Annotated in this window: 29 protein-coding genes; 19 read left to right on the top strand and 10 right to left on the bottom strand. The window is 64.2% G+C overall.

The features are described 5' to 3' along the window. Nucleotides 1–23 precede the first annotated feature (23 nt). The 6 genes from VITFI_RS13475 (at nt 24) to VITFI_RS13450 (ending at nt 5,610) form a co-directional block, all read left to right on the top strand. Nucleotides 24–779, top strand: coding sequence for an ABC transporter permease (locus VITFI_RS13475; RefSeq protein ID WP_089418162.1), 756 nt, complete (start codon nt 24–26; stop codon nt 777–779). Nucleotides 780–794: 15 nt separating this feature from the next. Beyond that, nucleotides 795–1,079 carry a BolA family protein gene (locus VITFI_RS13470; protein ID WP_089417403.1) on the top strand — a complete coding sequence of 95 codons (285 nt, stop codon included), beginning with the start codon at nt 795–797 and terminating at the stop codon, nt 1,077–1,079. A 128-nt stretch (nt 1,080–1,207) separates the two neighbouring features. After that, nucleotides 1,208–2,497 carry a UDP-N-acetylglucosamine 1-carboxyvinyltransferase gene (murA, locus tag VITFI_RS13465; protein ID WP_089417402.1) on the top strand — a complete coding sequence of 430 codons (1,290 nt, stop codon included), beginning with the start codon at nt 1,208–1,210 and terminating at the stop codon, nt 2,495–2,497. Further along, entirely contained in the window at nt 2,494–3,132 is a 639-nt protein-coding gene (gene hisG, locus VITFI_RS13460; protein WP_089417401.1) for an ATP phosphoribosyltransferase, read from the top strand. Before murA ends, hisG begins: the two co-directional genes overlap by 4 nt. 57 nt (nt 3,133–3,189) lie before the next feature. Then, nucleotides 3,190–4,500, top strand: a complete 1,311-nt coding sequence (gene hisD / locus VITFI_RS13455; RefSeq protein ID WP_198301766.1) for a histidinol dehydrogenase — start codon at nt 3,190–3,192, stop codon at nt 4,498–4,500. 15 nt (nt 4,501–4,515) lie between these two features. Continuing rightward, the gene (locus tag VITFI_RS13450; RefSeq protein WP_089417399.1) at nt 4,516–5,610 is read left to right on the top strand and encodes a tetratricopeptide repeat protein; all 1,095 of its coding nucleotides are present in this window, start codon (nt 4,516–4,518) and stop codon (nt 5,608–5,610) included. On the opposite strand, the gene VITFI_RS13445 is transcribed toward VITFI_RS13450, so the two are convergent. Further along, the gene (locus VITFI_RS13445) at nt 5,602–5,982 is read right to left on the bottom strand and encodes a ribonuclease HepT family protein (protein ID WP_089417398.1); all 381 of its coding nucleotides are present in this window, start codon (nt 5,980–5,982) and stop codon (nt 5,602–5,604) included. The genes VITFI_RS13450 and VITFI_RS13445 overlap by 9 nt on opposite strands. Nucleotides 5,983–6,114: 132 nt before the next feature. Here VITFI_RS13445 and VITFI_RS13440 point away from each other — a divergent pair, with 132 nt between their 5' ends. From VITFI_RS13440 to VITFI_RS13430, 3 genes are all read left to right on the top strand, one after another. Beyond that, nucleotides 6,115–6,960 (top strand): TOBE domain-containing protein, encoded by an 846-nt coding sequence (locus tag VITFI_RS13440; protein ID WP_089417397.1) that lies wholly within the window; start codon nt 6,115–6,117, stop codon nt 6,958–6,960. 75 nt (nt 6,961–7,035) lie between these two features. After that, nucleotides 7,036–8,070: a ProQ/FINO family protein gene (locus VITFI_RS13435; RefSeq protein WP_089417396.1), complete on the top strand. Its 1,035-nt coding sequence runs from the start codon at nt 7,036–7,038 to the stop codon at nt 8,068–8,070. 35 nt (nt 8,071–8,105) lie between these two features. Further along, nucleotides 8,106–8,669 carry a GNAT family N-acetyltransferase gene (locus VITFI_RS13430; RefSeq protein WP_157725687.1) on the top strand — a complete coding sequence of 188 codons (564 nt, stop codon included), beginning with the start codon at nt 8,106–8,108 and terminating at the stop codon, nt 8,667–8,669. Here the strand turns inward: VITFI_RS13430 and VITFI_RS13425 are convergent. The 3 genes from VITFI_RS13425 to VITFI_RS13415 form a co-directional block, all read right to left on the bottom strand. Beyond that, nucleotides 8,648–13,513 carry a pentapeptide repeat-containing protein gene (locus tag VITFI_RS13425; protein WP_089417394.1) on the bottom strand — a complete coding sequence of 1,622 codons (4,866 nt, stop codon included), beginning with the start codon at nt 13,511–13,513 and terminating at the stop codon, nt 8,648–8,650. The two genes, VITFI_RS13430 and VITFI_RS13425, sit on opposite strands and share 22 nt — an antisense overlap. Further along, complete coding sequence (locus tag VITFI_RS13420; protein WP_089417393.1) at nt 13,510–13,926, bottom strand: type II toxin-antitoxin system VapC family toxin; 417 nt, start codon at nt 13,924–13,926, stop codon at nt 13,510–13,512. The genes VITFI_RS13425 and VITFI_RS13420 overlap by 4 nt, the downstream gene beginning before the upstream one ends. A 91-nt stretch (nt 13,927–14,017) precedes the next feature. Continuing rightward, a complete protein-coding gene (locus VITFI_RS13415; RefSeq protein WP_089417392.1) occupies nt 14,018–14,299 on the bottom strand; it encodes an antitoxin in 282 nt (93 codons plus the stop codon). A 135-nt stretch (nt 14,300–14,434) separates the two neighbouring features. On the opposite strand from VITFI_RS13415, the gene VITFI_RS13410 reads away from it, so the two are divergent. Genes VITFI_RS13410 through VITFI_RS13365 form a run of 10 tightly spaced genes read left to right on the top strand, consistent with a single transcriptional unit; the run spans nt 14,435 to nt 20,508 of the window. After that, on the top strand, nt 14,435–14,659 hold the full coding sequence (locus VITFI_RS13410) for a CopG family transcriptional regulator (protein ID WP_089417391.1): 225 nt from the start codon (nt 14,435–14,437) through the stop codon (nt 14,657–14,659). Next, nucleotides 14,656–15,126: a PIN domain-containing protein gene (locus VITFI_RS13405; RefSeq protein ID WP_089417390.1), complete on the top strand. Its 471-nt coding sequence runs from the start codon at nt 14,656–14,658 to the stop codon at nt 15,124–15,126. Before VITFI_RS13410 ends, VITFI_RS13405 begins: the two co-directional genes overlap by 4 nt. 19 nt (nt 15,127–15,145) lie before the next feature. Further along, nucleotides 15,146–16,228, top strand: coding sequence for a histidinol-phosphate transaminase (gene hisC / locus VITFI_RS13400; RefSeq protein ID WP_089417389.1), 1,083 nt, complete (start codon nt 15,146–15,148; stop codon nt 16,226–16,228). Between the two features lie 20 nt (nt 16,229–16,248). Then, nucleotides 16,249–16,836, top strand: a complete 588-nt coding sequence (gene hisB, locus VITFI_RS13395; protein ID WP_089417388.1) for an imidazoleglycerol-phosphate dehydratase HisB — start codon at nt 16,249–16,251, stop codon at nt 16,834–16,836. Nucleotides 16,837–16,848: 12 nt separating this feature from the next. Continuing rightward, nucleotides 16,849–17,520: an imidazole glycerol phosphate synthase subunit HisH gene (gene hisH, locus VITFI_RS13390; protein WP_089417387.1), complete on the top strand. Its 672-nt coding sequence runs from the start codon at nt 16,849–16,851 to the stop codon at nt 17,518–17,520. A gap of 60 nt (nt 17,521–17,580) precedes the next feature. Beyond that, nucleotides 17,581–18,327 carry a 1-(5-phosphoribosyl)-5-[(5-phosphoribosylamino)methylideneamino]imidazole-4-carboxamide isomerase gene (hisA, locus tag VITFI_RS13385; protein WP_089417386.1) on the top strand — a complete coding sequence of 249 codons (747 nt, stop codon included), beginning with the start codon at nt 17,581–17,583 and terminating at the stop codon, nt 18,325–18,327. Nucleotide 18,328: 1 nt separating this feature from the next. Continuing rightward, nucleotides 18,329–19,108, top strand: a complete 780-nt coding sequence (hisF, locus tag VITFI_RS13380; RefSeq protein ID WP_089417385.1) for an imidazole glycerol phosphate synthase subunit HisF — start codon at nt 18,329–18,331, stop codon at nt 19,106–19,108. Further along, nucleotides 19,105–19,677 (top strand): 16S rRNA (guanine(966)-N(2))-methyltransferase RsmD, encoded by a 573-nt coding sequence (gene rsmD, locus VITFI_RS13375; protein WP_089417384.1) that lies wholly within the window; start codon nt 19,105–19,107, stop codon nt 19,675–19,677. Before hisF ends, rsmD begins: the two co-directional genes overlap by 4 nt. Before the next feature lie 23 nt (nt 19,678–19,700). Next, nucleotides 19,701–20,207, top strand: coding sequence for a pantetheine-phosphate adenylyltransferase (gene coaD, locus VITFI_RS13370; RefSeq protein ID WP_198301481.1), 507 nt, complete (start codon nt 19,701–19,703; stop codon nt 20,205–20,207). A 10-nt stretch (nt 20,208–20,217) separates the two neighbouring features. Then, nucleotides 20,218–20,508, top strand: a complete 291-nt coding sequence (locus tag VITFI_RS13365; RefSeq protein ID WP_089417383.1) for a YfhL family 4Fe-4S dicluster ferredoxin — start codon at nt 20,218–20,220, stop codon at nt 20,506–20,508. Here VITFI_RS13365 and VITFI_RS13360 read toward each other — a convergent pair. The 6 genes from VITFI_RS13360 to VITFI_RS13335 all read right to left on the bottom strand — a co-directional run bounded on the left by VITFI_RS13360 (nt 20,473) and on the right by VITFI_RS13335 (nt 25,792). Further along, nucleotides 20,473–20,937 carry a DUF4124 domain-containing protein gene (locus tag VITFI_RS13360; protein WP_089417382.1) on the bottom strand — a complete coding sequence of 155 codons (465 nt, stop codon included), beginning with the start codon at nt 20,935–20,937 and terminating at the stop codon, nt 20,473–20,475. The genes VITFI_RS13365 and VITFI_RS13360 overlap by 36 nt on opposite strands. A 10-nt stretch (nt 20,938–20,947) precedes the next feature. After that, entirely contained in the window at nt 20,948–21,547 is a 600-nt protein-coding gene (pth, locus tag VITFI_RS13355) for an aminoacyl-tRNA hydrolase (RefSeq protein WP_089417381.1), read from the bottom strand. After that, complete coding sequence (locus VITFI_RS13350; protein ID WP_198301480.1) at nt 21,501–22,511, bottom strand: LysR family transcriptional regulator ArgP; 1,011 nt, start codon at nt 22,509–22,511, stop codon at nt 21,501–21,503. Before VITFI_RS13350 ends, pth begins: the two co-directional genes overlap by 47 nt. 17 nt (nt 22,512–22,528) lie before the next feature. Continuing rightward, nucleotides 22,529–23,971: a M12 family metallo-peptidase gene (locus VITFI_RS13345; protein ID WP_089417379.1), complete on the bottom strand. Its 1,443-nt coding sequence runs from the start codon at nt 23,969–23,971 to the stop codon at nt 22,529–22,531. 131 nt (nt 23,972–24,102) lie between these two features. Then, nucleotides 24,103–24,732: a 50S ribosomal protein L25/general stress protein Ctc gene (locus tag VITFI_RS13340; RefSeq protein ID WP_089417378.1), complete on the bottom strand. Its 630-nt coding sequence runs from the start codon at nt 24,730–24,732 to the stop codon at nt 24,103–24,105. Between the two features lie 97 nt (nt 24,733–24,829). Further along, nucleotides 24,830–25,792, bottom strand: a complete 963-nt coding sequence (locus VITFI_RS13335; RefSeq protein ID WP_089417377.1) for a ribose-phosphate pyrophosphokinase — start codon at nt 25,790–25,792, stop codon at nt 24,830–24,832. Nucleotides 25,793–25,900: the final 108 nt, after the last annotated feature.

Genomic DNA, 25,900 nt, shown 5'->3' with positions numbered 1-25,900 from the left:
CCGCACCGCACACCCCCGCGCTGCTGGCTGGCGCGGGCACGCTGTTTTACAAAGAAGTGCTGCGTTTTTGGAAGGTGAGTTTCCAAACCGTGGGCGCACCTGTGCTCACCGCCGTGCTGTACTTGCTGATCTTCGGCCATGTGCTGGAAGACCACGTCAAGGTGTATGACCGCATCAGCTACAGCGCTTTTCTCATCCCGGGTTTGGTGATGATGAGCGTGCTGCAAAACGCGTTTGCCAACACCTCGTCCAGCCTGATCCAGAGCAAGATCACCGGCAACATCGTGTTTTTGCTGGTGACGCCGCTGTCGCCCTGGGCGTGGTTTGTGGCGTATGTGGCGGCGTCGGTGGTGCGCGGTTTGGTGGTCGGCACCGGCGTGCTGCTGGTGACGGTGTGGTTTGCGCCGCCCGGCTTGGCCCAACCGCTGTGGGTGCTGACTTTCGCCTTGATGGGCGCGTGGCTGATGGGTTCCCTCGGCCTGATCGCTGGCCTGTGGGCAGAAAAGTTCGACCAGATGGCCGCTTTCCAAAACTTCCTCGTCATGCCCATGACAATGCTGGCCGGGGTGTTCTACTCGGTGCATACCTTGCCGCCGTTTTGGCAAGCTGCCAGCCACCTCAACCCGTTTTTCTACATGATCGACGGCTTCCGCCACGGCTTCTTTGGCGTGAGCGACGTGTCGCCGTGGATCAGCCTGGGCGTGGTGGGCGTGGCAGCGTTGGCGGTGTCCGCGCTGACGCTGCGCCTGCTGGCCAGCGGCTACAAACTTCGTCAATGAGATAATTTCCTCACTATGGCCCATCCCACCCCCGCCCAACTGCACGCCTACATCAGCGCAGGTCTGTCCTGCGAGCACCTGGAAGTGGAAGGCGACGGCCAGCATTTCTACGCCACCGTCGTCTCGGCTGAGTTCGAAGGGCTGATGCGTGTGCGCCGTCACCAACGCGTTTACGCCGCTTTGGGCGACCGGATGCGCGCCGAAATCCACGCCCTGTCGATGAAAACGCTCACCCCGGCCGAGTGGGCCGCCGCCGGCCCCGAGGCGCGCCACGCCGCCCCGGCCGAACACCGCCATTGATTCGCCTCCCGCAGCCCGGAGCGTGCTGCGGTTGAGCCGCCGCGCTGCCTCCTTGGGGTGTGCGGGCGGTGTCCACCGTGTCGGCGCCCAGGGTTGCCCCCCAGCCTCCCCCGGACGTTCCCGACACCATGGACAAACTTTTGATTCGCGGCGGACGCGCCTTGCAAGGCGAAGTCACCATCTCTGGCGCCAAAAATGCGGCGCTGCCCGAGCTGTGCGCCGCTTTGCTCTGCCCCGAGCCCTTCACCTTGCGCAACGTGCCGCGCCTGCAAGACGTGGCCACCACGCTGAAGGTGCTGCGCCACATGGGCGCCAGCGCCGAGCGCAGCCCCGAGCGTGACAGCGATGTTCACATCGATGCCAGCCGCATCAACAGCACCGAAGCGCCTTACGAGCTGGTCAAAACCATGCGCGCTTCCATCCTCGTGCTGGGGCCGCTGCTGGCGCGTTTTGGCACGGCGCGGGTGTCCCTGCCGGGCGGCTGCGCGATTGGCTCGCGGCCCGTGGATCAGCACATCAAGGGCATGCAGGCCATGGGCGCGGAAATCTCCGTCGAGCATGGCTTCATCAACGCCCTGGCGCCTTTGAACGCTGCCGGCCAGCGCCGCCTGCGCGGGGCGCGCATCACCACCGACATGGTGACGGTCACCGGCACCGAAAATCTGATGATGGCCGCCGCCCTGGCTGAAGGCGAAACCATCCTCGAAAACGCCGCGCAAGAGCCGGAAATTCCCGATCTGGCCGAGATGCTCATCGGCATGGGCGCCAAGATTGAAGGCCACGGCACGCACCGCATCCGCATCCAGGGCGTGCCGGCGCTGCATGCGCCCCAGGTGCCGCACTGCATCATTCCCGATCGCATCGAAGCCGGCACCTTCTTGTGTGCCGTGGCCGCGACGGGCGGGGACGTGGTGCTGCAAAACGCCCGCGCCGACCACCTCGATGCCGTGATCGACAAGCTGCACGAAGCCGGAGCCACGGTGACAAGCGGTGACGGCTGGATCCGCGTGCAAGCCGCTGGCCGCCCCAAGGCGGTGAGCTTCCGCACCAGCGAATACCCGGCTTTCCCGACCGACATGCAAGCCCAGTTCATGGCGGTGAACTGCATCGCCGAGGGCACGGCCAAGATCAGCGAAACGATTTTTGAAAACCGTTTCATGCACGTCAGCGAGCTGATGCGCCTGGGCGCCAAGATCGAAACCGATGGCCACATGGCCGTGGTGCAAGGTGTGCCGAGGCTGTCGGGCGCGATGGTGATGGCCACGGATTTGCGTGCATCGGCCAGCCTCGTCATCGCTGGTTTGGTGGCCGAGGGCGAAACCAAGGTGGATCGCATTTACCACTTGGACCGGGGCTACGACCGCATGGAAGCCAAGCTGCGCGCCATTGGCGCCGACATCGAGAGGATTTCGCAATGATCACCCTGGCGCTCTCCAAGGGCCGCATTTTTGAAGAGACGCTGCCGCTGCTGGCGGCGGCGGGCATCGAAGTGCTGGAAGACCCGGAAAAGACCCGCAAACTCATCCTGCCGACGAACCAGCCCGATGTGCGCGTCGTGCTGGTGCGCGCCACCGACGTGCCGACCTATGTGCAATACGGCGGCGCCGACCTGGGCGTGGCCGGCAAGGACGTGCTGTTGGAGCATGGCGGCGAGGGCCTTTACCAGCCGCTCGACCTGAACATCGCCAAATGCCGCATGAGCGTGGCCGTGCGGGACGATTTCGATTACGCCGCCCAGGTCAAGCAAGGCACGCGCATCCGCGTGGCGACCAAGTACACCACGGTGGCGCGTCAGCACTTTGCCGACAAAGGTGTTCACGTCGATCTCATCAAGCTGTACGGCTCGATGGAGCTGGCGCCGCTCACCGGTTTGGCCGATGCCATCGTGGATTTGGTCTCCACCGGCAAAACGCTGGTGGCCAATCATTTGGTGGAAGTCGAGCAGATCATGGAAATTTCGTCGCGCCTGGTGGTGAACCAGGCCGCGCTGAAATTGAAGCGCGACAAGCTGCGCCCCCTCATCGACGCATTTGCCGGCGCCATCCAGCCCTGACGCTGCCCTTTTTCTTTTTCACGACGAGCCTGAAACGCCATGTCTTCCCCCCTGAACCTGCGCCAGTTGGACACCTCTTCCGCCGACTTTGAAGCCGAGTTCCAGCGCCTGCGCCACTGGTCGGCCGAGGAAGACCATGCGATTGAGGAGCGCGTCGCCAGCATCCTGGCCGACGTGAAAAACCGGGGCGACGCGGCGGTGCTCGAATACACCGCCCGTTTTGACGGCGTGAACGCCGCCAGCGTGGCCGAACTGGAGCTGACCCGCGAGGAGCTGAAAGCGGCGTTTGACGCCATCACCCCCGCGCAGCGCCACGCGCTGGAAGCGGCCGCCCAGCGCGTGCGCAGCTACCACGAGCGCCAGCTCGCCGCCAGCGGCCAAAGCTGGAGCTACCGCGACGAGGACGGCACCCTGCTCGGCCAAAAGGTGACGCCGCTGGATCGCGTGGGCATTTACGTGCCGGGCGGCAAAGCGGCTTACCCGAGCAGCGTGCTGATGAACGCCATCCCGGCGCATGTGGCGGGTGTGGGCGAAATCATCATGGTGGTGCCCACCCCACGCGGTGAGAAAAACGCCCTGGTGCTGGCCGCTGCCTACGTGGCCGGCGTGAGCCGTGCGTTCACCGTGGGCGGCGCGCAGGCCGTGGGCGCCCTGGCCTACGGCACCGCCACCGTGCCGGGCGTGGACAAAATCACCGGCCCCGGCAACGCCTACGTGGCCAGCGCCAAGCGCCGCGTGTTCGGCCAAGTAGGCATCGACATGATCGCCGGCCCGAGCGAAATCCTCGTGCTGGCCGACGGCACCACGCCGCCAGATTGGGTGGCGATGGACTTGTTCAGCCAAGCCGAGCACGACGAGCTGGCGCAATCCATCCTGCTGTGCCCGGATGCCGGGTACATCGCCCAGGTGCGTGCGTCCATTGAGCGCCTGCTGCCGACCATGCCGCGTGCTGCCGTGATTCGGGCGAGCTTGGAAGGGCGCGGTGCGCTCATCGTTACGCGTTCAATGGAAGAAGCGTGTGACATCAGCAACCGCATCGCGCCCGAGCATTTGGAGGTGTCCAGCGCCGAGCCGCACCGCTGGGAGCCGTTGCTCAAGCACGCGGGGGCGATTTTCCTGGGGGCCTACACCAGCGAATCCCTGGGGGACTACTGTGCTGGCCCGAATCATGTATTGCCGACATCGGGCACGGCGCGGTTTTCGTCGCCCTTGGGCACCTACGATTTTCAAAAGCGCAGCAGCCTCATCGAAGTGAGTGAAGCGGGTGCGCAGGTGTTGGGCGTGATCGCCGCCGAGCTGGCTTATGGCGAAGGGCTGCAAGGCCACGCCCAAGCCGCCGAGCTGCGGCTGCGCCGGCGTGAACTTTGAACAGGTGGCGGTGCCATGAAGGCTCAGTTGGCCCAGGCCCGTGCTTGGCTCGATCAAGGGCGATATGCCGAAGCGGTGACCCAACTGGCCGTCCTGGCGGCGCAGCAACCGGCGGCGTCCCAAGTCTGGGTGCTGTGGGGCATTGCCCTGGTGCGTTCTGACCGTCTGGACGAGGCGCGGGGGGTGTTTGAGCAGGTTGGGCGGCGTTTTCCCGCGCAGCCTTGGCGGCTGTTGGGGCCGGCGCTGATCGAAGAAGTGCAGCATCACGAATCGGAGGCGGTTCGGGCTTACACCGAGGCTGTGGCTGTGTTCACACACAACGTGGCCGGCTGGATGGGTTTGGCTCGGGTGCAATACCGGCAAGGAGATTTGCATGCCACGCGGCAAGCGCTGGCGCGTGTGCTGTCCATCCAACCCAGCCATGCCGATGCGTTGCGCTTGCAGGACAAGCTGAACGAGCCGCGCAAGGTGGACGTGATCAACCGGTTGATCGAGCGCCGGGGCTTGCAGCGTTATCTGGAATACAACAAACCCCGGTGTGAGCTGGCCTTACCGGAAGTGGTGTGTCCCGAACGCACGCTGGTGTGCATCGCGGAACATCTCGACGAAACGCGCTACGACGCGCAGGTTCGCATCGAAACCACACAGATCCGCACAACCTACGTACAAGAGACACCCTACCTTCATCCCGAGGCGTTACCCAGCCTGGGGCAGACATTCGACATCATCTTTTTTGACCCGACGCACTTTCGCCCCGAGGTGGATCACGGGCTGGTTCACCTGTGCCGCCTGTTGACCCCCGGCGGCTACTTGGTGGTGCATGACTGCTTTCCGAAAGACCCCGCTTTGGTGGGCGACGTTTGCCCAAGCGGCAACTGGTGTGGCCGCACCTACCAAGCGTTCGCCAATTTCCACCGGTACAACCGGGAAGCGTCTTGGGTGGTGGACATCGATTTTGGCGTCGGCCTCATCCGCAACCAAGGCTTGCGGCTGGACTACCCGCTGGAAGAAGGCCCCGAGCTGGCCGACATGCTGGCCCAGCCCGAGCGCTACAACCGCGTGCTTTCCATGGCCGAGTTCATCGACCAAGTGGACGCAGGGTCAGTGTGAACCGGCGTGCAGCGCGTCCGCCCTCCAGTAGGTGAACAGCTCGGGGTGGGAGTGGCGATAGACACGCAGCCAGCTCAAGGTCGCCGGCACCAGCGAGCGCACACCAAACCACAACGCTTCGTCGCGGGCCAGGCCACCGATGGTGATGGCGCTGTTCATGCCGCGCCAACCCGCCCAGTCGATTTCGGGCATGGTGGACATGGCTTTTTCCGGCAAAGAGCGCAAGGTCGAGGCCAACACGGTGAGCTGGCGCGACACTTCGGCCCGCGTCAGGCGCGAGGCAAGCAGCTCGCCCTCTTCCAGCCCATCTGTTAAGGTCAGGACAGCTTCTCCGGCTTCTTGGATGATTCCGAGCATGGCGGCAGTGATCATGGCATCCGTCTCCTTCCTAGATCGTGGGTCAGGGTCAAGCAAAATCCAAGCCATGCTGGTCTTGCACCCAAGTGATGTGTGACGCCATCCACAAGCACTGATGTGGTGCTTTTCTTTTGAACGATTCCCCCCATGGCAACCCCTTTTCCCTCTCCGGCGCCCGTCGCTGGGCCTGCGGGCCCGAGCTTGACGGGGCATTTGTCGCTGCAAACCCCGCTGGGGGGTGTGCTCACCGATCAGCGGGTGCGGTTGTTGGAGGCGATTGACCGGGTGGGGTCGCTCAATCGGGCGGCCAAGGAGGTGCCGCTGTCCTACAAAGCGGCGTGGGATGCGCTGGATCGCATGAACACGCTGGCGCCCGAGCCGCTGGTGTTGCGCAGCGTGGGCGGTGCTGGCGGTGGGGGCACGCGGTTGACCGACTACGCACGCCAGCTCATCCATTTGTACCGAGCCATGCAAAGCTCACAACAAGATGTGCTGAACCGGTTGCCCACGCTGGACGCTGTGCCGGGGGACGCCGATGCCGCCCAACTGCGCACCCTGATCCGGCGCATGACGATGAAAACCAGCGCGCGCAACCAGTTTGCTGGCACGGTCGTGGCGCTGACCGACCGGCAAGGGCTGGTGGACGTGGTGCTGGCGCTGGGGCCGCAGGATCGCATCACCGCCACCATCACACCGGAAGCCGCACTCGACATGGGTTTGTGCCTGGGCGATGAGCTGTTCGCCCTTGTCAAAGCGCCGGGGGTGAGTGTGAGCCGGCAGGCCCCAGCCGAACAACAGGGTCTGAACGTGTTGAGCGGGCGATTGGCCGGACTGCGGGCGACGCAGCGCCACGTCGGATGCAGCGTGGTGCGGCCCAGCGGCTTGCGCATTCAAGCTGTGATGACGGACGAATGGGCCGCCGAATGTCACCCTGAACAGGCGGTGTGGGCGGTGTTTCCGAGCGACAGTGTCGTGCTTGTGAGTTTTCAGTGAGGGTGGGGCTGGGAGCGGGGCGCCAAGGACGGGCACAATTCACCCCCCTGACTGTCTTTCAGACTGATTTTTCCCATGTCTTCCTCCCCCCAGCCGATCGCCGACACTCCGGCCCCGACGACGACCGAGACCGCCGAGGTCATCGCCCCAGCCGCCGAGGAGGCGACTGCTGCCCCCCAGGCCGCCCCAGAACCGGTGGCGGAAGCGGCGCCGGTGGTGCCGGGCCTGTCGCCAGCCGATTGCGCACGCGAACTCAAGCAACTGTTTCCCGCGCTGTTTGACGGGGCTCCCAAGCCCCTCAAGCTGCGCATTCAAGCCGACATCCAAACGCGCACGCAAAACCGCTTCAGCAAAAAACTGCTGTCGGTGGTGCTGAGTCGCCACACCGGTGCCACGGGCTACCTGGTGGCGTTGACCAAGGCCACGCACCGTTTCGATCTGGACGGCCAGCCGGTGGACACGGTCACCGATGAACATCGCCAAGTCGCTCAGGCCGAGTTGGATCGGCGCCGCGCCATCACGGCTGAACGTCGTGCGGCGGAGCGGGCTGCGCAAAAGCCGGCGGGTGCGCCGGGCGAAGGGGCTGCCGAAGCCGTAGAGGCCCGTCCGCCGCGTGGCGAGCGTCCAGCCCGTGGGAACCGTCCCGCAGGGGCCGAGCGTTCAGAGCGGGGCCCGCGTGGGCCGCGTCGCCCGGAAGGAGCATCGGCTAGCGGTGCGGCGCGTGGTGAACGTCGGGGGCCGCGTGATGGCCAACAACGTCCGGCACGGGGTGAGCGTCCAGCTCGCCCGGCTGGCGCACCCGAGGCCGCTTCGGCCCCGTTGACGCCCGAACAACAAGCCGAACGCGCCGCTCGTCAAGCCGCACGCAACGCCGAGCGCGAAGCTCGCAAGGCTGCCGCCCCAGCGGCGGCGGGTACGGAGGACACGCCCGAACGTCGCCAACGCGCCACGCTGCTGCGCGACTTTGAACGCACCACGCTGACGGCGGCGAACTTCTGCGCGCTCAAGGGCTTGAGCCTGGCGTCGCTGGAAGAGCAACTTGCCATGGCTCGCAAAGAGTCGGGTGATGGGGGCGGCGCACGCGGTGCGGCGCCGGCTCGCCGCCGCTGAGTCGGCGCACGGCACGCTCTGTGCTCGGGATGGGCATGGAGCGTGTTCTCAAAACTTCCCGGTTGTGTTTGCGCGCCCCGCTTGGGGCGGATGCGCCGTGGGTTTTCGAGCGCTGGGCGGGTCAGCCGGAGCGCTTGGCATTCCTCGATTGGGCACCCCACCGCGACGTGACGCAGACGCGCCAATGGCTCGAATGGGATCAGGCGTGCTGGTTCAAGAAGACGGGGTTTTCTTGGCTGCTGCTGCCTGAAGGGGAAGCGCATCCGGTGGGGCAAGTGCAGTTGTTGCCGCAACGGCCGGATGGGCGCTCGCTTCAGCATCTGCGCCTGGGTTATGTGCTGGCGCGAGGCTGGCAAGGCCGGGGCTTGATGCGCGAGGCCGTGCAAGCGGTGGTGGCGCATGCGCTGGCGCAGCCGGGCGTGTGGCGCGTGGACGCGCTGTGCGCGGTGGACAACCCCAGCTCGCAGCGCCTGTTGGCCGCCGCCGGGTTGCAGTGTGAGGGGTGTTTGGCGTGTGTGCTGGCGCAGCCGAATCGGCAAGTGGCGCCGGTGGATGCGTGGTTGTATGCGGCGTGGTGTCAGGCGGATGGGGCACGGTAGGGGAAGCCGCCGGGCACCCGTGCTTCGGCGGGGCTGACGCCCAGGATGCGGCCTTGCGCATCCCGCTCCTGCACGCCCAGCCAGCGCCAGGCGCCTTCGCTGGCTTCGATCAGGCGGTTGGTGGGGGGCTCCCAGACGGCGTGGCTGCGGTTCCGGCCGAGTTGGTGGATGCGCTCTTGGGTGCCGTCTGCCACGCGCCATAGGCGCAGGGTGCCGTCCAAGCCGGTAGAGATGACATGTTCACCATCCGGTGAAAAGGCGCAGGCGTTGACGCCGCCTTCATGGCCAAACCAGGTGGCGAGGCAGGAGCCCGAAGCGCAGTCCCAAAGGCGCAAGGTGCCGTCATCGCTTGCGGAGACGACGCGCAGCCCATCCGGGGAAAAGGTGCAGGCGTTGACGGAGCTTTGATGGCCAGACCAAGTGGCCAGGCAGGAGCCCGAAGCGCAGTCCCAAAGGCGCAAGGTTTTGTCCCAGCTTGCGGAGACGACGCGCAGCCCATCCGGGGAAAAGGTGCAGGCGTTGACCCTGCCTCGATGACCAGACCAAATGGCCAAGCAGGCGCCTGAAGCGCAGTCCCAAAGACGCAAGGTGTCGTCATAGCTTGCGGAAACGACGTGCCGCCCATCCGGGGAAAAGGCGCAGGCGTTGACGGAGCTTTGATGGCCAGACCAAGTGGCGAGGCAGGAGCCCGAAGCGCAGTCCCAAAGGCGCAAGGTTTTGTCCCAGCTTGCGGAGACGACGCGCAGCCCATCCGGGGAAAAGGCGCAGGCGTTGACGGAGCTTTGATGGCCAGACCAAGTGGCCAGGCAGGAGCCCAAAGCGCAGTCCCAAAGGCGCAAGGTTTTGTCGTTGCTTGCTGAGACGATGCGCAGCCCATCCGGGGAAAAGGCGCAGGCGTTGACGGAGCTTTGATGGCCAGACCAAGTGGCCAGGCAGGAGCCCGAAGCGCAGTCCCAAAGGCGCAAGGTGTTGTCCTCGCTTGCGGAGACGACGCGCAGCCCATCCGGGGAAAAGGCGCAGGCATTGCCCCATTCTTCATGGCCAGACCAAGTGGCGAGGCAGGAGCCCGAAGCGCAGTCCCAAAGGCGCAAGGTGTTGTCCAAGCTTGCGGAGACGACGCGCAGCCCATCCGGGGAAAAGGCGCAGGCGTTGACGGAGCTTTGATGGCCAGACCAAGTGGCGAGGCAGGCGCCCGAAGCGCAGTCCCAAAGGCGCAAGGTTTTGTCCCAGCTTGAGGAGATGACGCGCAGCCCATCCGGGGAAAAGGCGCAGGCGCTGACCCTGCCTTGATGGCCAGACCAAGTGGCGAGGCAGGCGCCCGAAGCGCAGTCCCAAAGGCGCAAGGTGTTGTCCAAGCTTGCGGAGACGACGCGCAGCCCATCCGGGGAAAAGGCGCAGGCGTTGACGGAGCTTTGATGGCCAGACCAAGTGGCCAGGCAGGAGCCCAAAGCGCAGTCCCAAAGGCGCAAGGTTTTGTCGTTGCTTGCTGAGACGATGCGCAGCCCATCCGGGGAAAAGGTGCAGGCGTTGACGGAGCTTTGATGGCCAGACCAAGTGGCCAGGCAGGAGCCCGAAGCGCAGTCCCAAAGGCGCAAGGTTTTGTCCCAGCTTGCGGAGACGACGCGCAGCCCATCCGGGGAAAAGGCGCAGGCGTTGACAGGAAATGTATGGCCAGACCAAGTGGCCAGGCAGGAGCCCGAAGCGCAGTCCCACAGGCGCAGGGTGTTATCCCAGCTTGCGGAGACGACGCGCAGCCCATCCGGGGAAAAGGCGCAGGCGTTGACCCAGCCTTGATGGCCAGCCCAGGTGGCCAGGCAGGAGCCCGAAGCGCAGTCCCACAGGCGCAAGGTGTTGTCCAAGCTTGCGGAGACGACGCGCAGCCCATTCGGGGAAAAGGCGCAGGCGTTGACAGGGCCTGAGTGCCCACCCTGCACAAACCAAGGCGCTTTCACTTCAAGCGGCGGTTCACATTCGTTGGCTGAAGTGCCCGCCCAGCCAACTATCCCCTGCGGCACCACCGAGCGCAGCGCCCAAGCTTGTTCGCCTTGCACTTCCGCCCCATCCACCCCACTCAAATTGACGTGCCGCCAGCGCACCCCATGCAGCGTGGCGCCGCGCAAGTTCGCCCCCGGCGCGTTCACCCGCTGCCACTCGCTGCGATCCAGCGCCGCCCCGGCCAGTTGCACGCCTTCCATGCGCACATCCGCCCACACGGTTTCCCGCAGCTCACAGCCGCTCAAATCCGCTTGGCTCAAGTTCAGCACTTGCGGCTGGGCACCCGGCACTTGGCGCCCTTCAAAGCGCCAGCCATGCAAGTTCGCTCCCCGCAGATCGGCACCCACCAGACTGGGTGCGGGCCAGCCTTCACGCACCGCCTCCAGCGCGTAGCGCAGCCATTGCTCACTGGCCAAAGCCAGATAAGGTGCCTTCCAGGTTGAGAGCTGCTGCACCCACTGCGCCTGCTCACGCGGCGCCGCTTCCTGCAAACACTGGCCCAGAAAACGCCGCGTTTCCACACTCACCAGCGGCAAGGCCCAGGCTTTGCGCTCGTTGCGCCGCACAGCCTGGAACAAATGCACCGCCAAAAAGTATTCCTGCATTGAGCTGTGCGCAAACCGGAAGCCGCCGGTGCTGGGTGCGCCTTCTTCCGTTTCGCTGCCTTCATCCTCCCGCACCAAGAAAGTGGCGGTGCGCAGGTCTTCCTCCAGCTTGTCTTTGTTCACGTCGCTGTAACGAAGCCACAAGTCGTCATCACTCTTCAACCAGCGGAGAAACCAAGTTTCTAGCTCGGTTCCTGGGATGAGCCGCTGCCCGCGTTGCCACATCCAGGCCGCCAGATGCGTCATCAGCCGCTCTTTGTGCTCGGGTTTCAGGTGATGCTTGCCGCTGTCACGGTGCATCCAGCTTTGCACCATTTGGCGGTAAAGCGTCACGCCGTACACCGGCCGCCCTTCGGCCCGCCAGCGTTCAATCTGCGGAATGAACTCGGTGACGAGCTTGAGCGTGTACGGCCGGCTGGCCAGCTCGCTCAGGTTGTGAACGGCTTTCACCATCGCCAACGTGGCGTCGGCATCCAGCCCCGGCAGCGCATGGCCGATGTAGGTGCGGATCTGCTCTTCGTTCAGCGGCAGCAGCAGCAAGGCGCGGTAATCGCTGGCCGGGGTGGTGTCCCGCTCCTGGCCGGTGAAGTGGTTGTTTTGCGCCTGCAAGCTGCGGAAGAAATGCGTGCGGCAGGAGATCAGCAGTTTGGTGCCGGGGTGCCAGAGTGAGCCGGGGCGGGCTTGCAGGCGCAGCAGCTCGCGGGTGAAGGCTTGGCCGTCCACTTCACTCAGGTGCACCAGGGCTTCGTCCAGCCCGTCAAACACCCAGAGCTGGGCGTGCTCGCGGCTGCGGGCGACCAGCTCGCTGGCGCTGGGTGCGGCGCCAGCGTCCGCGCCGGCCACCTGCCAGCCGCGCTGGATGCACTCGCCCACGATCTGCTCCAGCGTCGGCACCTCACCTTCTCGCTTGCGCAAGCCGGTGAGCTTGCGCAGGTCAAAGTACAGCGGCTGCGGCCAAGGGGCGGTGGGTTCGGCTTCGCGCCGCTTTTCCACTTTGCGGATCAAACGCTGGCAGGTGATGGTTTTGCCCATGCCGTACTCGGCCAGCAGGGCGAATAGGCCGGGGGCTTGGGGGTCGCTGGCCCAATCCAGCAGGTAGTTCAGGGCGTCTTCGCCTTGGGTGTTGTCGTGCGCGGTCGTGTGGTCGCCGCCCAGTTGCGCCAGCTTGTCCATCGAGGTGACGCGGCCGTGGTTGTCCAGCTCCCGGCCTTCAATGCCACTCAGATCGCCGCTGAGCATGTGGCACGTCGGCCACTTCAGCGTCTGCATGGCCTTGGCCGCTGGTAGGCGCGGCGATTCTTCAGGGGCAGGCGCCACCACAGCGCCCACGCTGGCGTGACGCTCCAGCACCTTGTGAATTTGTGCCACCAGGCGGTTCACCCATTGGGTCAGCTTGGAGCCGCTGCGCTCGGTAAAACTCTTGAGGTCTTCATCGCGGAAGATCTGCTGCGCCTGCAAGCCCTTCAAGTCGGTGTGCTCAAAGTCGATGGGCTCCAGCGCTACCGGAATCGCTCGCTTGCCCAAGGCCAGCGGGTGCTTCCCGGCCACAAACACCGGCAGCTCTTGGGCGGTGATGTAGCGGCTGCCCAGAAAGTTCTGGCTCAACACCAGCACCCCCAGGTGGCTGTGCTGCAAGGCGGCGTGAATCTGCGCATCCCACTGTTCACCCACCAAGATGTGCTGGTCACTCCACGGCTTGAATTGGTATTTGGGCGAGTTGCCCAGCGCGGTTTGCAGCCGCTTGAACAGGCTCAGCGCTTTCGCGTCGGCATGGGCGTAACTGAAGAACCAGCGCACCACCGGGCGACCGTCGGGCGCGCACTCGATCAGGTGCACCTTGGGTTCGGGGTTCAGGGGCACGCCTTGGTTGTCGGTGATGAGCCGGTTGTCAACGCGCGCCAGCTCTTCCGTGGTGTGAGTAATGTGCAGCGGCGCTTCACCCTCAAACCACACCAGCCGTTCTCCACCCAGCGATTTGGCCCCGGTGATCTCCAAGCGCACCGTCAGCCCTCGCGCCTGCGCCTGCTCGTTGAACTCCTCCCGCAGCCGGGTGAAGGCTTTGTTCTGGCTCTCGGGCGCGCTGTTGTCCGAAGCGAACACCTCGGCCAGCACGATGGCCACGGTAGTTTGGGCCGCATCGCCCATCAAGGCGGCCAAGCTTTTCAGGCGAGCGAGGTTGCGCGGGCTGATGTCATCGGCCAGGCGATCCCAGAACGGGGTGAGTTGGGGCGGGCGCAGTTTCACAGTTCCTCCGCCCAGTTCTCAAGCGCCAAGCCGTCAATTCGTGAGAACTCGCGCAGGTTGTTGGTGACGAGGGTGCAGTCCTCGCTCAGGGCGTGGCAGGCGATCCACAAATCATTCCCGCCAATGGGCGTTCCGGCTAACTTGAGCCGGAGGAACTGGGTTGCGTAATGCTCGGCGATGCTGGGCTGCACCGTATTCAGTACGGGCACCACCCGGGCTAAACCCATCAGACGAGCGCGCGTTTCTTCAGGCGGGCGACTGCTTCCAGACACGCTCTTGAGCAACTCAGCCCAGGTGATGAACGACATGCGCAGGCTGTCCGTTGGCGCCAGCCTGCTGACCCGCTCAGCCACTCTGGCGGGTTTGTTCTTCATCAGATAAATGAGGATGTTGGTGTCCAGCATGTAGCGCATTGCAAATCTCCTGCGCCTCTGGTGGGCGGGCGCCATGCTGCGCATCATACATCATGCTGTCCTTATTGTCTTAATGATGTCTAAATGACGTCTAAATGACGTCGCGATCTTGCATCTCAGTGTTGGACTCTCGGTGACTGGCCTCAATAGCCTCAATCAGATCATCATCAAACGCTGATAGCGCCCGCAGCAGCGCCATGCCGCGATCTTCCGGTTGTGCAATGGGATGAATGAGCAAGTCACCCGACGGTGTACGGGTGATCTCAACTCGCTGTGCGTCTAACCGGAATTCCTGCGGAATGCGCACTGCCTGGCTGTTGCCGTTCATGAAGACCCGGCTCGGCAAAGTTGGGTTGCTGAGGACTTGGTTCATGATGCTTCCTTGTGTGTACTTTGGTGTGTGTATTTTGCGCGATGCAAGGTGAAGAAGAAAGGGGGGAATCTTCCACGAACTTCGTGCGCCACGAACTTCGTGTTATTCTTTCCCCAATTCCCGCCTGCCCGTCACATGAAAAACGTCACCGTCACCATGGAAGACAGCGTCGCCGAATGGGTGCGGCTGGAGGCGGCGCGGCGCAACACCAGCGTCTCGCGCCTGGTCGGTGAAATGCTGGCCGAAAAGATGCGCCACGACGACGCTTACGAACGCGCCATGCAAGACTGGCTGAGCCGCGAACGCACCTGGCAAACCGACGGCCAGTCCTACCCCAGCCGCAGCGAGAGCGCCACATGAGCTTGGCCGTGGCCCCTGCGGCTCCTTTCGTGTTCGTCGATACCTCCGTCCTGCTGCGCAGCGAGGACGGCGCCGACCCCGCCGCGCAAGCCCGCGCCATCGACTGGCTGGCCGTGCTGTGGCAGCGCCGCTTGGGCCGCACCGCCACCTCGGTGCTGACGGACTTCTACCAACACGCCACCCAACACCTGCGCCCCGCCATGCCCGCCGGGGACGCCCGCGCCGAAGTGCGTCGCTACCAGCATTGGCGCCCGTGGCAAACCGATCACGCCACCGTCGAAGCCGCGTGGTCGGTGGAAAGCCGCTTTGGCCTGCGGTTTGCGGACGCCTTGGTGGTCGCCGCCGCGCAGCAGCAGGGCTGTGGCTGGCTGCTGTCCGAGCACCTGCCGCATGGGCAAACGGTGGACGGCGTGCGGCTGCTGCACCCGCAACACGCCGCCCCCAGCATCCTCGACACCGCGATCTGAGTTCAGGAGAGTTCCCCCCATGAGCCGCTATTGGAGTGACATCGTCAGCCAACTGACGCCCTACGTGCCCGGCGAACAGCCCAAGATCGACGGGCTCATCAAGCTCAACACCAACGAGTGCCCCTACGGCCCGAGCGAGAAGGTGTTGGCCGCCATCAACGGCCACAACACCGAAGCCCTGCGCCTGTACTCCGACCCGCAAGCGCTGGCGCTGAAAGAAGCCATCGCCGACTACCACGGCCTGAGCGTGGCCCAGGTCTTCGTCGGCAATGGTTCGGACGAGGTGCTGGCCCACGCCTTCATGGGCCTGTTGAAGCACGACGCGCCGCTGCTCTTCCCCGATATCTCTTACAGCTTCTACCCGGTTTACGCCCAGCTCTACGGCATCCAAACCCGCCCGGTGGCGCTGGCCGAGGATTTCAGCCTGCGCGTCGATGACCTGCTGGCCGTCGGGAAAAACGGCGGCATCATCTTCCCGAACCCGAACGCGCCCACGGGCATCGCCCTGCCGCTGACCGAGGTGGAGCGCCTGCTGCAAGCCAACCCCGATTCGGTGGTGGTGGTGGACGAGGCTTACGTGGATTTCGGCGCCGACACCGCCGCCACGCTCATCAACCGCTACCCGCAATTGCTGGTGGTGCGCACGCTTTCCAAATCGCGTGCGCTCGCCGGTTTGCGCGTGGGTTACGCCCTGGGCCACCCCGATTTGATCGAAGCCCTCACCCGCGTGAAGGACAGCTTCAACTCCTACCCGCTGGATCGCCTGGCCATCGCTGGCGGCGTGGCGGCCATGCAAGATCTGGAATGGTTTGAAAGCACGCGCCAGCGCATCATCACCACCCGCGAGCGGCTGGTCGCGGCGCTGGAAGCACGCGGCGCGCAAGTGCTGCCCTCGGCGGCGAACTTCGTCTTCGCGCAGTTCCCAGGGCGCGACGGCGCCGCCCTGGCTGCGGGCCTGCGCGAACAGCGTGTGCTGGTGCGACACTTCCGTCGGCCCGAGCGCATCGCGCCCTTCCTGCGCATCACCATCGGCACCGAAGCGCAAACCGATGCGCTGCTGGCCGCACTCGACGTGGTGCTGGCCGCCGCGCCGGCTGCCTAACTTTTCCCTGAGAGATCGCCATGCGCACCGCCCAGGTTTCCCGCCAAACGCAAGAAACGCAGATCACCGTCCGCCTCAATCTGGACGGCACGGGTCAATCCAAACTCAACACCGGCATTGGTTTTTTTGATCACATGCTGGATCAAATCGCCCGCCACGGCCTGATCGATCTGGAGATCGACGCCAAAGGGGATTTGCACATTGACGGCCACCACACCGTCGAAGACGTGGGCATCACCCTCGGCCAAGCCGTGGCCCAAGCGGTGGGCGACAAGAAGGGCATCACCCGCTACGGCCACAGTTATGTGCCGCTGGACGAAGCACTCTCCCGCGTGGTGGTGGACTTTTCTGGCCGCCCCGGCCTGTCGATGGACGTGAAGTTCACCGCCGGCATGATCGGCGCGCTGGATACGCAACTGGTGTTCGAGTTCTTCCAGGGTTTTGTGAACCATGCGCTGGTGAGCCTGCACATCGACAACCTGAAGGGCCACAACGCCCATCATCAGTGCGAAACCATCTTCAAGGCGTTTGGCCGGGCCATCCGCATGGCGCTGACGCCCGACCCGCGCTCGGCGGGTGTGATTCCCTCCACCAAAGGAACCCTCTGAGGAGCCCGACACATGAGCAAGCGAATCGTCGCCGTGGTGGACTACGGCATGGGCAATCTGCGATCGGTGTCGCAAGCGGTGTTGCATGTGGCGCAGGATCAGGGCGTGGAAGTGGTCGTGACCTCGCGGCCTGACACCGTACGCGCCGCCGAGCGCATCGTGCTGCCCGGCCAAGGTGCCATGCGGGACTGCATGCGCGAGCTGGCCGACTCCGGTTTGAAAGAAGCCGTGCTCGAAGCCGCCGCCAACAAACCGCTGATGGGCGTGTGCGTCGGGATGCAAATGCTGCTGGAGCACTCCGAAGAACAGGACACGCCGGGCCTGGCGCTGTTCCCGGGCCGCGTGAAGCGCTTCCAGCTCGAAGGCCGTTTGCAGGCCGACGGCAGCCGCTACAAGGTGCCGCAAATGGGCTGGAACCGCGTGCGCCAGCACGCCCACGCCAAACACGGCGGGCAGGTGCATCCGATGTGGGCCGGTGTGCCGGACGAGAGCTGGTTCTACTTCGTCCACAGCTACCACGCCAGCCCGCAGGACGAGGCGCACACGGCAGGCTCCACCGAGTACGGCGAGCGCTTTGCCTGCGCCATCGCCCGCGACAACATTTTTGCCACCCAGTTCCACCCCGAAAAAAGCGCCGACCACGGTTTGGCGCTTTACCGCAATTTCCTGCACTGGGCGCCGTGATTCCTGCATGATGCGCAGGCCGTTCCCTTTTTCCTCCACCTTCCAAGCTCTCCCAGAGTCATGCTGCTCATTCCTGCGATTGATCTGAAAGACGGTCAGTGTGTGCGCCTGCAACAAGGCGACATGAATGTGTCCACCACCTTCGGCGAAGACCCCGCCGCCATGGCGCGGCGTTGGCTGAACGCCGGTGCGCGTCGCCTGCATTTGGTGGATTTGAACGGTGCGTTTGCTGGCAAACCGGTGAACGAAGGCGCCATCAAAGCCATCCTGAAGGAAGTCGGCGACGACATCCCGGTGCAACTGGGCGGCGGCATCCGTGACCTCGACACCATCGAGCGTTACCTGGACGATGGCATCAGCTACGTCATCATCGGCACGGCAGCGGTGAAAAACCCCGGCTTTCTGCGCGACGCCTGCACCGCCTTCCCCGGCCACATCATCGTCGGCTTGGATGCCAAGGACGGCAAAGTCGCCACCGATGGCTGGAGCAAACTCACCGGCCACGAAGTCATCGATCTGGGCAAGAAGTTCGAGGATTACGGCGTCGAAGGCATCATCTACACCGACATTGGCCGCGATGGCATGCTCACCGGCATCAACATCGACGCCACGGTGAAGCTGGCCCAAGCGCTGAAAATCCCGGTGATCGCTTCGGGCGGCCTCTCGAACATCGCCGACATCGAAGCCCTGTGCGCCGTGGAAAAAGAAGGCGTGCAAGGCGTGATTTGCGGGCGCTCGATCTACACCGGCGCGTTGGACTTTGCCGCCGGCCAAGCCCGCGCCGATGCCTTGAACGGTGCGGCCTGACATGCTCGCCAAACGCATCATTCCCTGCTTGGATGTGACGGGCGGGCGCGTCGTCAAAGGCGTCAATTTCGTTGAACTGCGCGATGCGGGCGATCCGGTCGAGATCGCCGCGCGCTACAACGAGCAAGGCGCCGACGAGCTGACCTTCCTCGACATCACCGCCACCAGCGATGGCCGCGATGTGATCTTGCACATCATCGAAGCCGTGGCCTCGCAAGTGTTCATCCCGCTGACCGTGGGCGGTGGCGTGCGCACCGTGGACGATGTGCGCCGCCTGCTGAACGCTGGCGCCGACAAGGTGAGTTTCAACTCAGCCGCCGTGGCCAATCCGCAGGTGATCCGCGACGCTTCGGACAAATATGGCTCCCAAGCCATCGTCGTGGCCATCGACGCCAAGCGCCGCGTGGGCGAAGACCTCGCCACCAAGGGGCCGGGCTGGGATGTGTACACCCACGGCGGGCGCAAAAACATGCACATCGACGCCGTGGCTTGGGCCAAGCAGATGGCCGAGTTCGGCGCCGGTGAAATCCTGCTCACCAGCATGGACCGGGACGGCACCAAGATCGGCTTCGATTTGGCGCTCACCCGCGCCGTGAGCGACGCCGTGCCGGTGCCCGTGATCGCCTCCGGCGGCGTGGGCGCGTTGGAGCACTTGGTGGAAGGCGTGCAGCAAGGCGGCGCCGATGCGGTGCTGGCCGCCAGCATCTTCCACTACGGTACCTTCACCGTCGCCCAAGCCAAGGCCGAGCTGGCGCGGGCCGGCGTGCCGGTGCGGCTGTGAAAGCGGCGGCGCGTTCGGCACCTCAGCAGGTGCGCATCGTCGGCGGGCAGTGGCGCAAAAGCGTGCTGCCGGTGGCGAACAAACCCGGCCTGCGCCCCACGCCCGACCGCGTGCGCGAAACCCTCTTCAACTGGCTGGGCCAAGACCTCAGCGGCTGGCGCGTGATCGATGCGTTCGCGGGTTCTGGCGCGCTGGGGTTTGAAGCCGCTTCGCGTGGGGCGGCGGGTGTCACCCTGCTGGAGCAAGACGCCGATTTGGTGCGCCTGCTGCAAACCTCGCAGCAGCGCCTCAAAGCCGAGACGCTGCGCGTGCTGCGCACCGATGCCCTGGCGTGGATGCGCACCGCACCGGCCGCCAGCGCCGAATTGGTGCTGCTCGATCCGCCGTTTGACGCGGGTTTGAACGAGGGCGCGTTGCAGGCGGCGGTTCGTGTGGTGGTGCCGGGCGGTTTTGTGTATTTGGAAGCCAATGCCGCGCCGGTGACGTGGCCGCCCGAGCTGTCCCTGTACCGTCAAACCCGCGCAGGGTTGGTACATGCCACCTTGTTTCAGCGTTCGTCTTCCCTCTGATTTGCGCGAGAGGTTGTTTTCCGATGTCTTCGACCGACATGCTCACCGCTGTTTACCCCGGCACCTTCGACCCCATGACCCTGGGCCACGCGGATCTGATGCGCCGGGCCGCGCGGCTGTTTCCTCGGCTGATCTTGGCGGTGGCGGCGGGCCATCACAAGCGCACCATGTTCACCGTCGAAGAGCGCTTGGAGATTGCCACCGAAGTGGCCAAGCCTTATCCGAACGTTGAAGTGGTGGCGTTTCGCGGGTTGCTGCGGGATTTTGTGGTGAACAACGGCGGCAAAGTTGTGGTGCGCGGCCTGCGGGCGGTGAGCGATTTTGAGTACGAGTTCCAAATGGCGGGCATGAACCGCCAGCTCATGCCGGACGTGGAAACGCTGTTCCTGACCCCCAGCGATCAATTCCAATTCGTCAGCGGGACGTTTGTGCGCGAGATTGCCATGCTGGGCGGTGATGTTTCCAAGTTCGTGGCACCCTCGGTGCTCCAACGGCTGCACGAGCGTGTGGCCCAGTCGCGAACCGCGTAAAGGATTGACGATGGCGCTGATGATCACCGCCGAATGCATCAACTGTGATGTGTGCGAGCCCGAATGCCCAAACCAAGCGATTTCGATGGGCGAGCAGTTTTACGTCATCGACCCGAACCGCTGCACCGAATGCGTTGGGCATTTTGACGAGCCGCAGTGTGTGCAGGTGTGCCCAGTGGAGTGCATCCCCATCAACCCCGAGCGGGTCGAGACGCGGGAGCAGCTTCAGAGCAAGTACACGGCTTTGCTGGCCCTCCCGGCCAGTTCAGTCGCGGTGGCGCCAGCGCCGCTTGTGGGGTAACGGGTCTTCAGGGTAGCGCGTGGCGCAGTATTCGCGCTTGCGCTCCGACCACCGTTTGCGTTGCTCTTTGGTGCCGGTGCAGCGGGTGTAATCGTTGTCTTCCAGCGTGCTGGCGTGGGGGCTGCTGAGGGCCACGGGCTGTTTTTGCGCTTGGGCGCGTTGTTCTGCTTCCCGGCGTTCGCGCTCTTGCGCGAGTTGTCGGGCCAACCGAGCCTCTTGTTCCACCCGCTGCGCTGCTTGGGCACGATCCCGCTCGCTGGGCGCCGAAGCCAGCTCCATGGGGGTTTGGGTCGAACGGGGCGAACAGGGATGATCTTGGTAGGTCGTGCCGCAGCGGTACACCTCACCCGCGTATCCAGCCGACGCCGCCGCCATCACACCCCAAAGAACGCCCCAGCGCAGCACAACTCGGACAACCAGCGAACCCATGGTGTGCGCCTCACTCCGGACGGGGTTTGTGGGGACGTTGCGGTTTGGCGTGGATCAGCAACGTGGCTTTGTCCATCTGCCCGGCAATCAGGGCGTCCAGGTGGGCGAGGGTGTCATCGATGTTGCGTTCGATGACTTCGCGCTCGGCACCGCTGGGCTTGCGCAGCACATAAGCCGCCACTTCGGAACGCACCCCCGGGTGGCCAATGCCCAGGCGCAGACGCCAAAAATCCGGGCTACCGAGCTGGGGTTGAATGTCTTTCAGGCCGTTGTGGCCGGCGGCGCTGCCGCCCCGTTTGAGTTTGGCTTGGCCGGGCGGTAAGTCCAACTCATCGTGGATCACCAAAATTTCGTCGGGCAAAATTTTGAAGAAGCGTGCCAGCGCCCCGACAGCCTTGCCGGAGAGGTTCATGTAAGTCATCGGCTGAAGCAGCCACACGGGGCCCCCCGGCAGATTGGCCCGCGCCACCAAGCCGTGATAGGCCCGATCCGGTTGCAGATGAACCTTCAGATGACGCGCAGCGCCATCCACCCACCAAAACCCGGCGTTGTGCCGGGTGCCTTCATATTCCGGCCCGGGGTTGCCCAGGCCCACGATCAAGCGAATCATGGACGGGATTATCCGCGCCTGGCCGGGTCATGGATGTGGCGGGTGCCAGCGCAGCATGTGATCCTTGAAGGATGGCCCGGCCAATTTGGTCGAGCAAGCCGTGGCGCATCATCGGAGGGGGCGCACTGTCGCTGCCCAAGCGCCACTGGTGCCAATGCAACATCACATCGACGCCCACTTCGGGCAGCACGGGGCACAACTCTCCCCGTTCCATGGCCGGGCGAGCCAGCAGCTCGGGCAGCACGGCGATGCCCCAGCCCATGGCAGCGGCCCGGGCACCCGCTTCGCTGCTGGGCACGAAGCGCTCAAGCAAACGCGGGCCACGCACTTCGAACGCCTGGCTGACCCATTGCGCTTGCATGTCATCCTTGCGGTTGAACACAATGAACGGGGTGCTGGCAAAGTTGCCCCGGTTGAGTCCTTGCGGCAGATGCTGGGCCAAAAAATGGGGGCTCGCCACCGCCTGGTAGCGCATCACGCCCAGCTCTTGGCAATCGCAGCCGCGCAACGCTTGCGCCACGGTGCTGACGCAGCCCAGAACCTCGCCTTGGCGCAGCCAATCGTGCGTGAAATCCTGGTCATCGACGATCAGCTCCAGCGCATAACCCTGACGTTGCCCGGCTTGCACCAACGCATCCAAAGCGGGCAGCACCCATGTTGCCAGGCTGTCGGCATTGACGGCGATAGGCACACGGGCTTCGCGGTGCAAGCAGGCGCCCAGTTCTTGGGCGGCGTCGGCGCTCAACACGTCGAGTTGGCGGGCGTAGCGCAACAAAATTTTGCCGGGCTCGGTCAAACGCAATGGGCGAGCCCGCACCACGAGCAGGTGGCCGACATGGCTTTCCAACGCCCGCAAGCGCTGAGACACCGCCGACTGCGTGATGCTCAGCAACTGTGCCGCCCGCTCAAAACTACCGCCTTCGGCCAGCGCAGCCAAGCAGGCCAGGCCGGCGGGATCGAGCATGTGCATCGGCACGGGCCTCAGGGGGTGGTGAGGGTGGCGCGGACGGTGTACTGCCCCAAACTGCCGTAGGTGCTATAGCCGTTGGTCAGCGGGTCACCGTATCCGGAGTTGCGCACAGCCACGTAATAGGTGCCAGCCGTGGGCAGGATGAGTTTCAGGCCAGCCGAGAGTTGCGAGCCCGGTTTGGCTTGGGCAATCACTTGCCGATCGGCGTCCAGCAGGCGGATGTAAACGTCCAAATTGGGCGCGTAGGTTTCCGGCGCGACGGTGAGGGCCAGCAGATCGCCCGCAGAGGCGCTGAAGCTGAACATGTCAATGTCGGTGGCCCGTTCGATCACACCGTTGCCCGTCAGGGTGGTGGCATTTCCCGTGGCCACGGTCAACGGCGTGGCTGTGCCGATGGTGTTGCCATGATCATCGGTACGGCGTGGCAAGCCATAGCGGCTGATGATGGCCAGGTCGTCTTCTTGGTTGTTGGCGTTCTCATACTCACCTTTGCTCCACTGGGTGACACGCTGGTAGTAACCGGCTCCCATGATGGACGCCCAGCCCGTGGCGCCGCTGCCGTGCCCCTCGTAGTAGCTGACTTGCCCATCCCCATCGTGATGCAGGCCAAGGTTGTGGCCAGCTTCGTGGGACACCGCCTCTGCCAGATTTTTTTCTCCACTGAGCTGGTTGTAAAACACCAGGGCAGGTTTGTAGTAGTTGCCTACATCGTTGAACACCCCGATGTACGACACGCCACCGCACGAGCAGTTGTAAAGCCCCTCGTTGCGCGTGATGAGCACGGTGGTGCCATAGATCGCGTCACTGCTGCTGCTGCGGTTGAGCCGGGCGTTGCTGGGGGCTTCGGTGGTGACGTCCACATCGAACGGGGCATAGTCTTCGGCCACCCGGCGCCAGATGCCCTGGATCATTTGCTGTTCGCGGGCGCTGAAGCTGTTCAAATCACTGTCCAGGGAAAAGGCGGGGGCTTGGAAGCTGCCGTCCGACCAAGCGGTGTTGGTCAACGTGGCGCCCTTGAAATTCAAGTAAATCGTGCGCTGTGCGCTGGGCCGGCTGTGCAGCAAAAAAGTTTGGGACAAGTCCAGCGATGTGCCACTGGCTTGGGCCAGTTCGGGCTGTGCCGCTTGCACGGCCATCGCTTGAGCCAGACGCGCATCAATGTCCTCCACGGCGAACAGCCGGCCTCGGCGATCCACCCGCAGGCGCGGATCCCGGCGCAGCATGTGGGTGAATTGCTCGGTGGTTTGGCCGTAAGCCGCTGCCACAGCGGGCAGTGAGCGGCCCAAAGCGGTGATGGCTGCTTCGCCGCTCAGCTCGTTGGCCGCCAGTTTCAGGGCGGGCTTGGGGCGCACGATGTCGCTTTGCGCGTGGCTCCAGGCGGCACCGGTGAGCAGGCCAGTGAGCCAGACAACGCGCCCAGCGACGCGGAGCACAGAAAGGGTCGGGGACAACATGACGAACCAGCACCTTCAAAATGGATACAAGGTGCGCATGATGCCGGCCCCCGGTGTCTCGCATGTCAAAGGATGCAACAGAATGAAAAAATCCCGCCGTAGCGGGATTTTGCAGGGGGCACAGGGGCGAATTACTTCTTGCCCTTGCCTTTGCCCTTGCCCTTGTCGGCAGTGGCCACGGGCACAGCCACGATTTCTTCTTCGATCTTCGGTTCTGCCACCGAGACCACCACCGGGTTGATGGTGCCGTGCTTGACAGCCTTGACGCCCGCCGGCAGCACCAGGTCGGACACGTGCAGCGATTGGCCCTTGACCAGCTTGGACAGATCCACCGAGATGAACTCGGGCAACTGCACGGCCAGGCAATCCACTTCGATTTCGTTGGCGACGTGGTTGATCACGCACTTGTCGGTCTTGACGGCCGGCGAGTTTTCTTCGCCCGAGAAGTGCAGCGGCACCTTCTTGTGCAGGCGGGTGGTGGCGTCCACGCGCTGGAAGTCCACGTGCAGCACTTGGGGCTTCCAAGCGTGCATTTGGAAGTCACGCAGCAGCACCTTGGTGACGGTGCCATCCAGGTTCATTTCGAGGATCGACGAATGGAACGCTTCTTTCTTCAGGGCGAAGAACAGGGCGTTGTGATCCAGCTCGATGGTGGTGGGCTCGCCAGCACCGAAAACGATGCCCGGCACCTTGCCAGCGATACGCAGGCGGCGGCTCGCTCCGGTCCCCTGCTCTTTGCGTTCAAACGCGGTAAATTGCATAACATACTCCGTGGGGCACCCGCGACCAGGTGCCCAAGTGGGTGGATGACGGTGACGTCACCCGGAAAAAAGTCGGCAGAACAGCCGGCTTGAAAAATCAGAAGTTGTTGTTCTGCTCAGAGAACAGCGACGTCACCGACTCACCGTCGGTGATGCGGCGGATGGTTTCCGCAAACAAGAAAGCCACCGACAACTGGCGAATCTTCTTGCAAGCCTTGCCGGCGTCGCTCAGCGGGATCGTGTTGGTGATCACCACTTCGTCGAGCTGCGAGTTGCTGATGCGATCCACGGCTGGGCCCGACAGCACCGCATGGGTACAGTAAGCGTACACACTCTTGGCGCCACGGCTCTTCAGCACTTCGGCGGCCTTCACCAGCGTGCCGGCGGTGTCGATCATGTCATCCATGATGACGCAATTGCGGCCATCGATTTCGCCGATGACGTGCATCACTTCGGACACGTTGGCTTTGGGGCGACGCTTGTCAATGATGGCCAGATCGCAACCCAGTTGCTTGGCCAGCGCACGGGCACGCACCACACCACCGACGTCCGCGCTGACGACCACCAAGTTGGGGTAGTTCTTGCCCTGCAAATCGGTCAACAGCACCGGGGAGGCGTAAATGTTGTCCACCGGGATGTCGAAGAAGCCCTGGATTTGGTCTGCGTGCAGATCCATGGTCAGCACACGTTCGACGCCCACGGTTTCCAGCAAGTTGGCCACCACCTTGGCGGAGATGGGCACCCGAGTCGAACGCGGGCGGCGGTCTTGGCGGGCGTAGCCGAAGTAGGGGATCACGGCGGTGATGCGGCTGGCGCTGGCGCGCTTGAGGGCATCCGTCATGATCAGCAGTTCCATGAGGTTCTCGTTGGTCGGCGCACAGGTCGACTGAACCAAGAAAACGTCGCGTTCACGGACGTTCTGCTGAATTTCGACGGTGACTTCACCATCAGAGAAGCGGCCAATCGAGGCCTTGCCCAGTTCGGCGCCCAGGTGGGCGGCGATTTCTTGTGCAAGCACCGGGTTGGCGTTGCCAGTGAAGAGAACCGTGTTGTACAGCACGACGTGACCTCCAAGGTGTGCCTGAGGCACAGAAGGAACCGATGAATCGAATCGGTAAAAGGTGGCGCCAGAATGACGAAACGGCCCGAAGGCCGTTTCTGGAAAATT

This window comes from Vitreoscilla filiformis (assembly GCF_002222655.1).
Classification (GTDB): domain Bacteria; phylum Pseudomonadota; class Gammaproteobacteria; order Burkholderiales; family Burkholderiaceae_C; genus Ideonella; species Ideonella filiformis.
The sequence above is the reverse complement of the archived record's forward strand: the minus strand, read 5'-3'. Positions and strand labels throughout refer to the sequence as shown.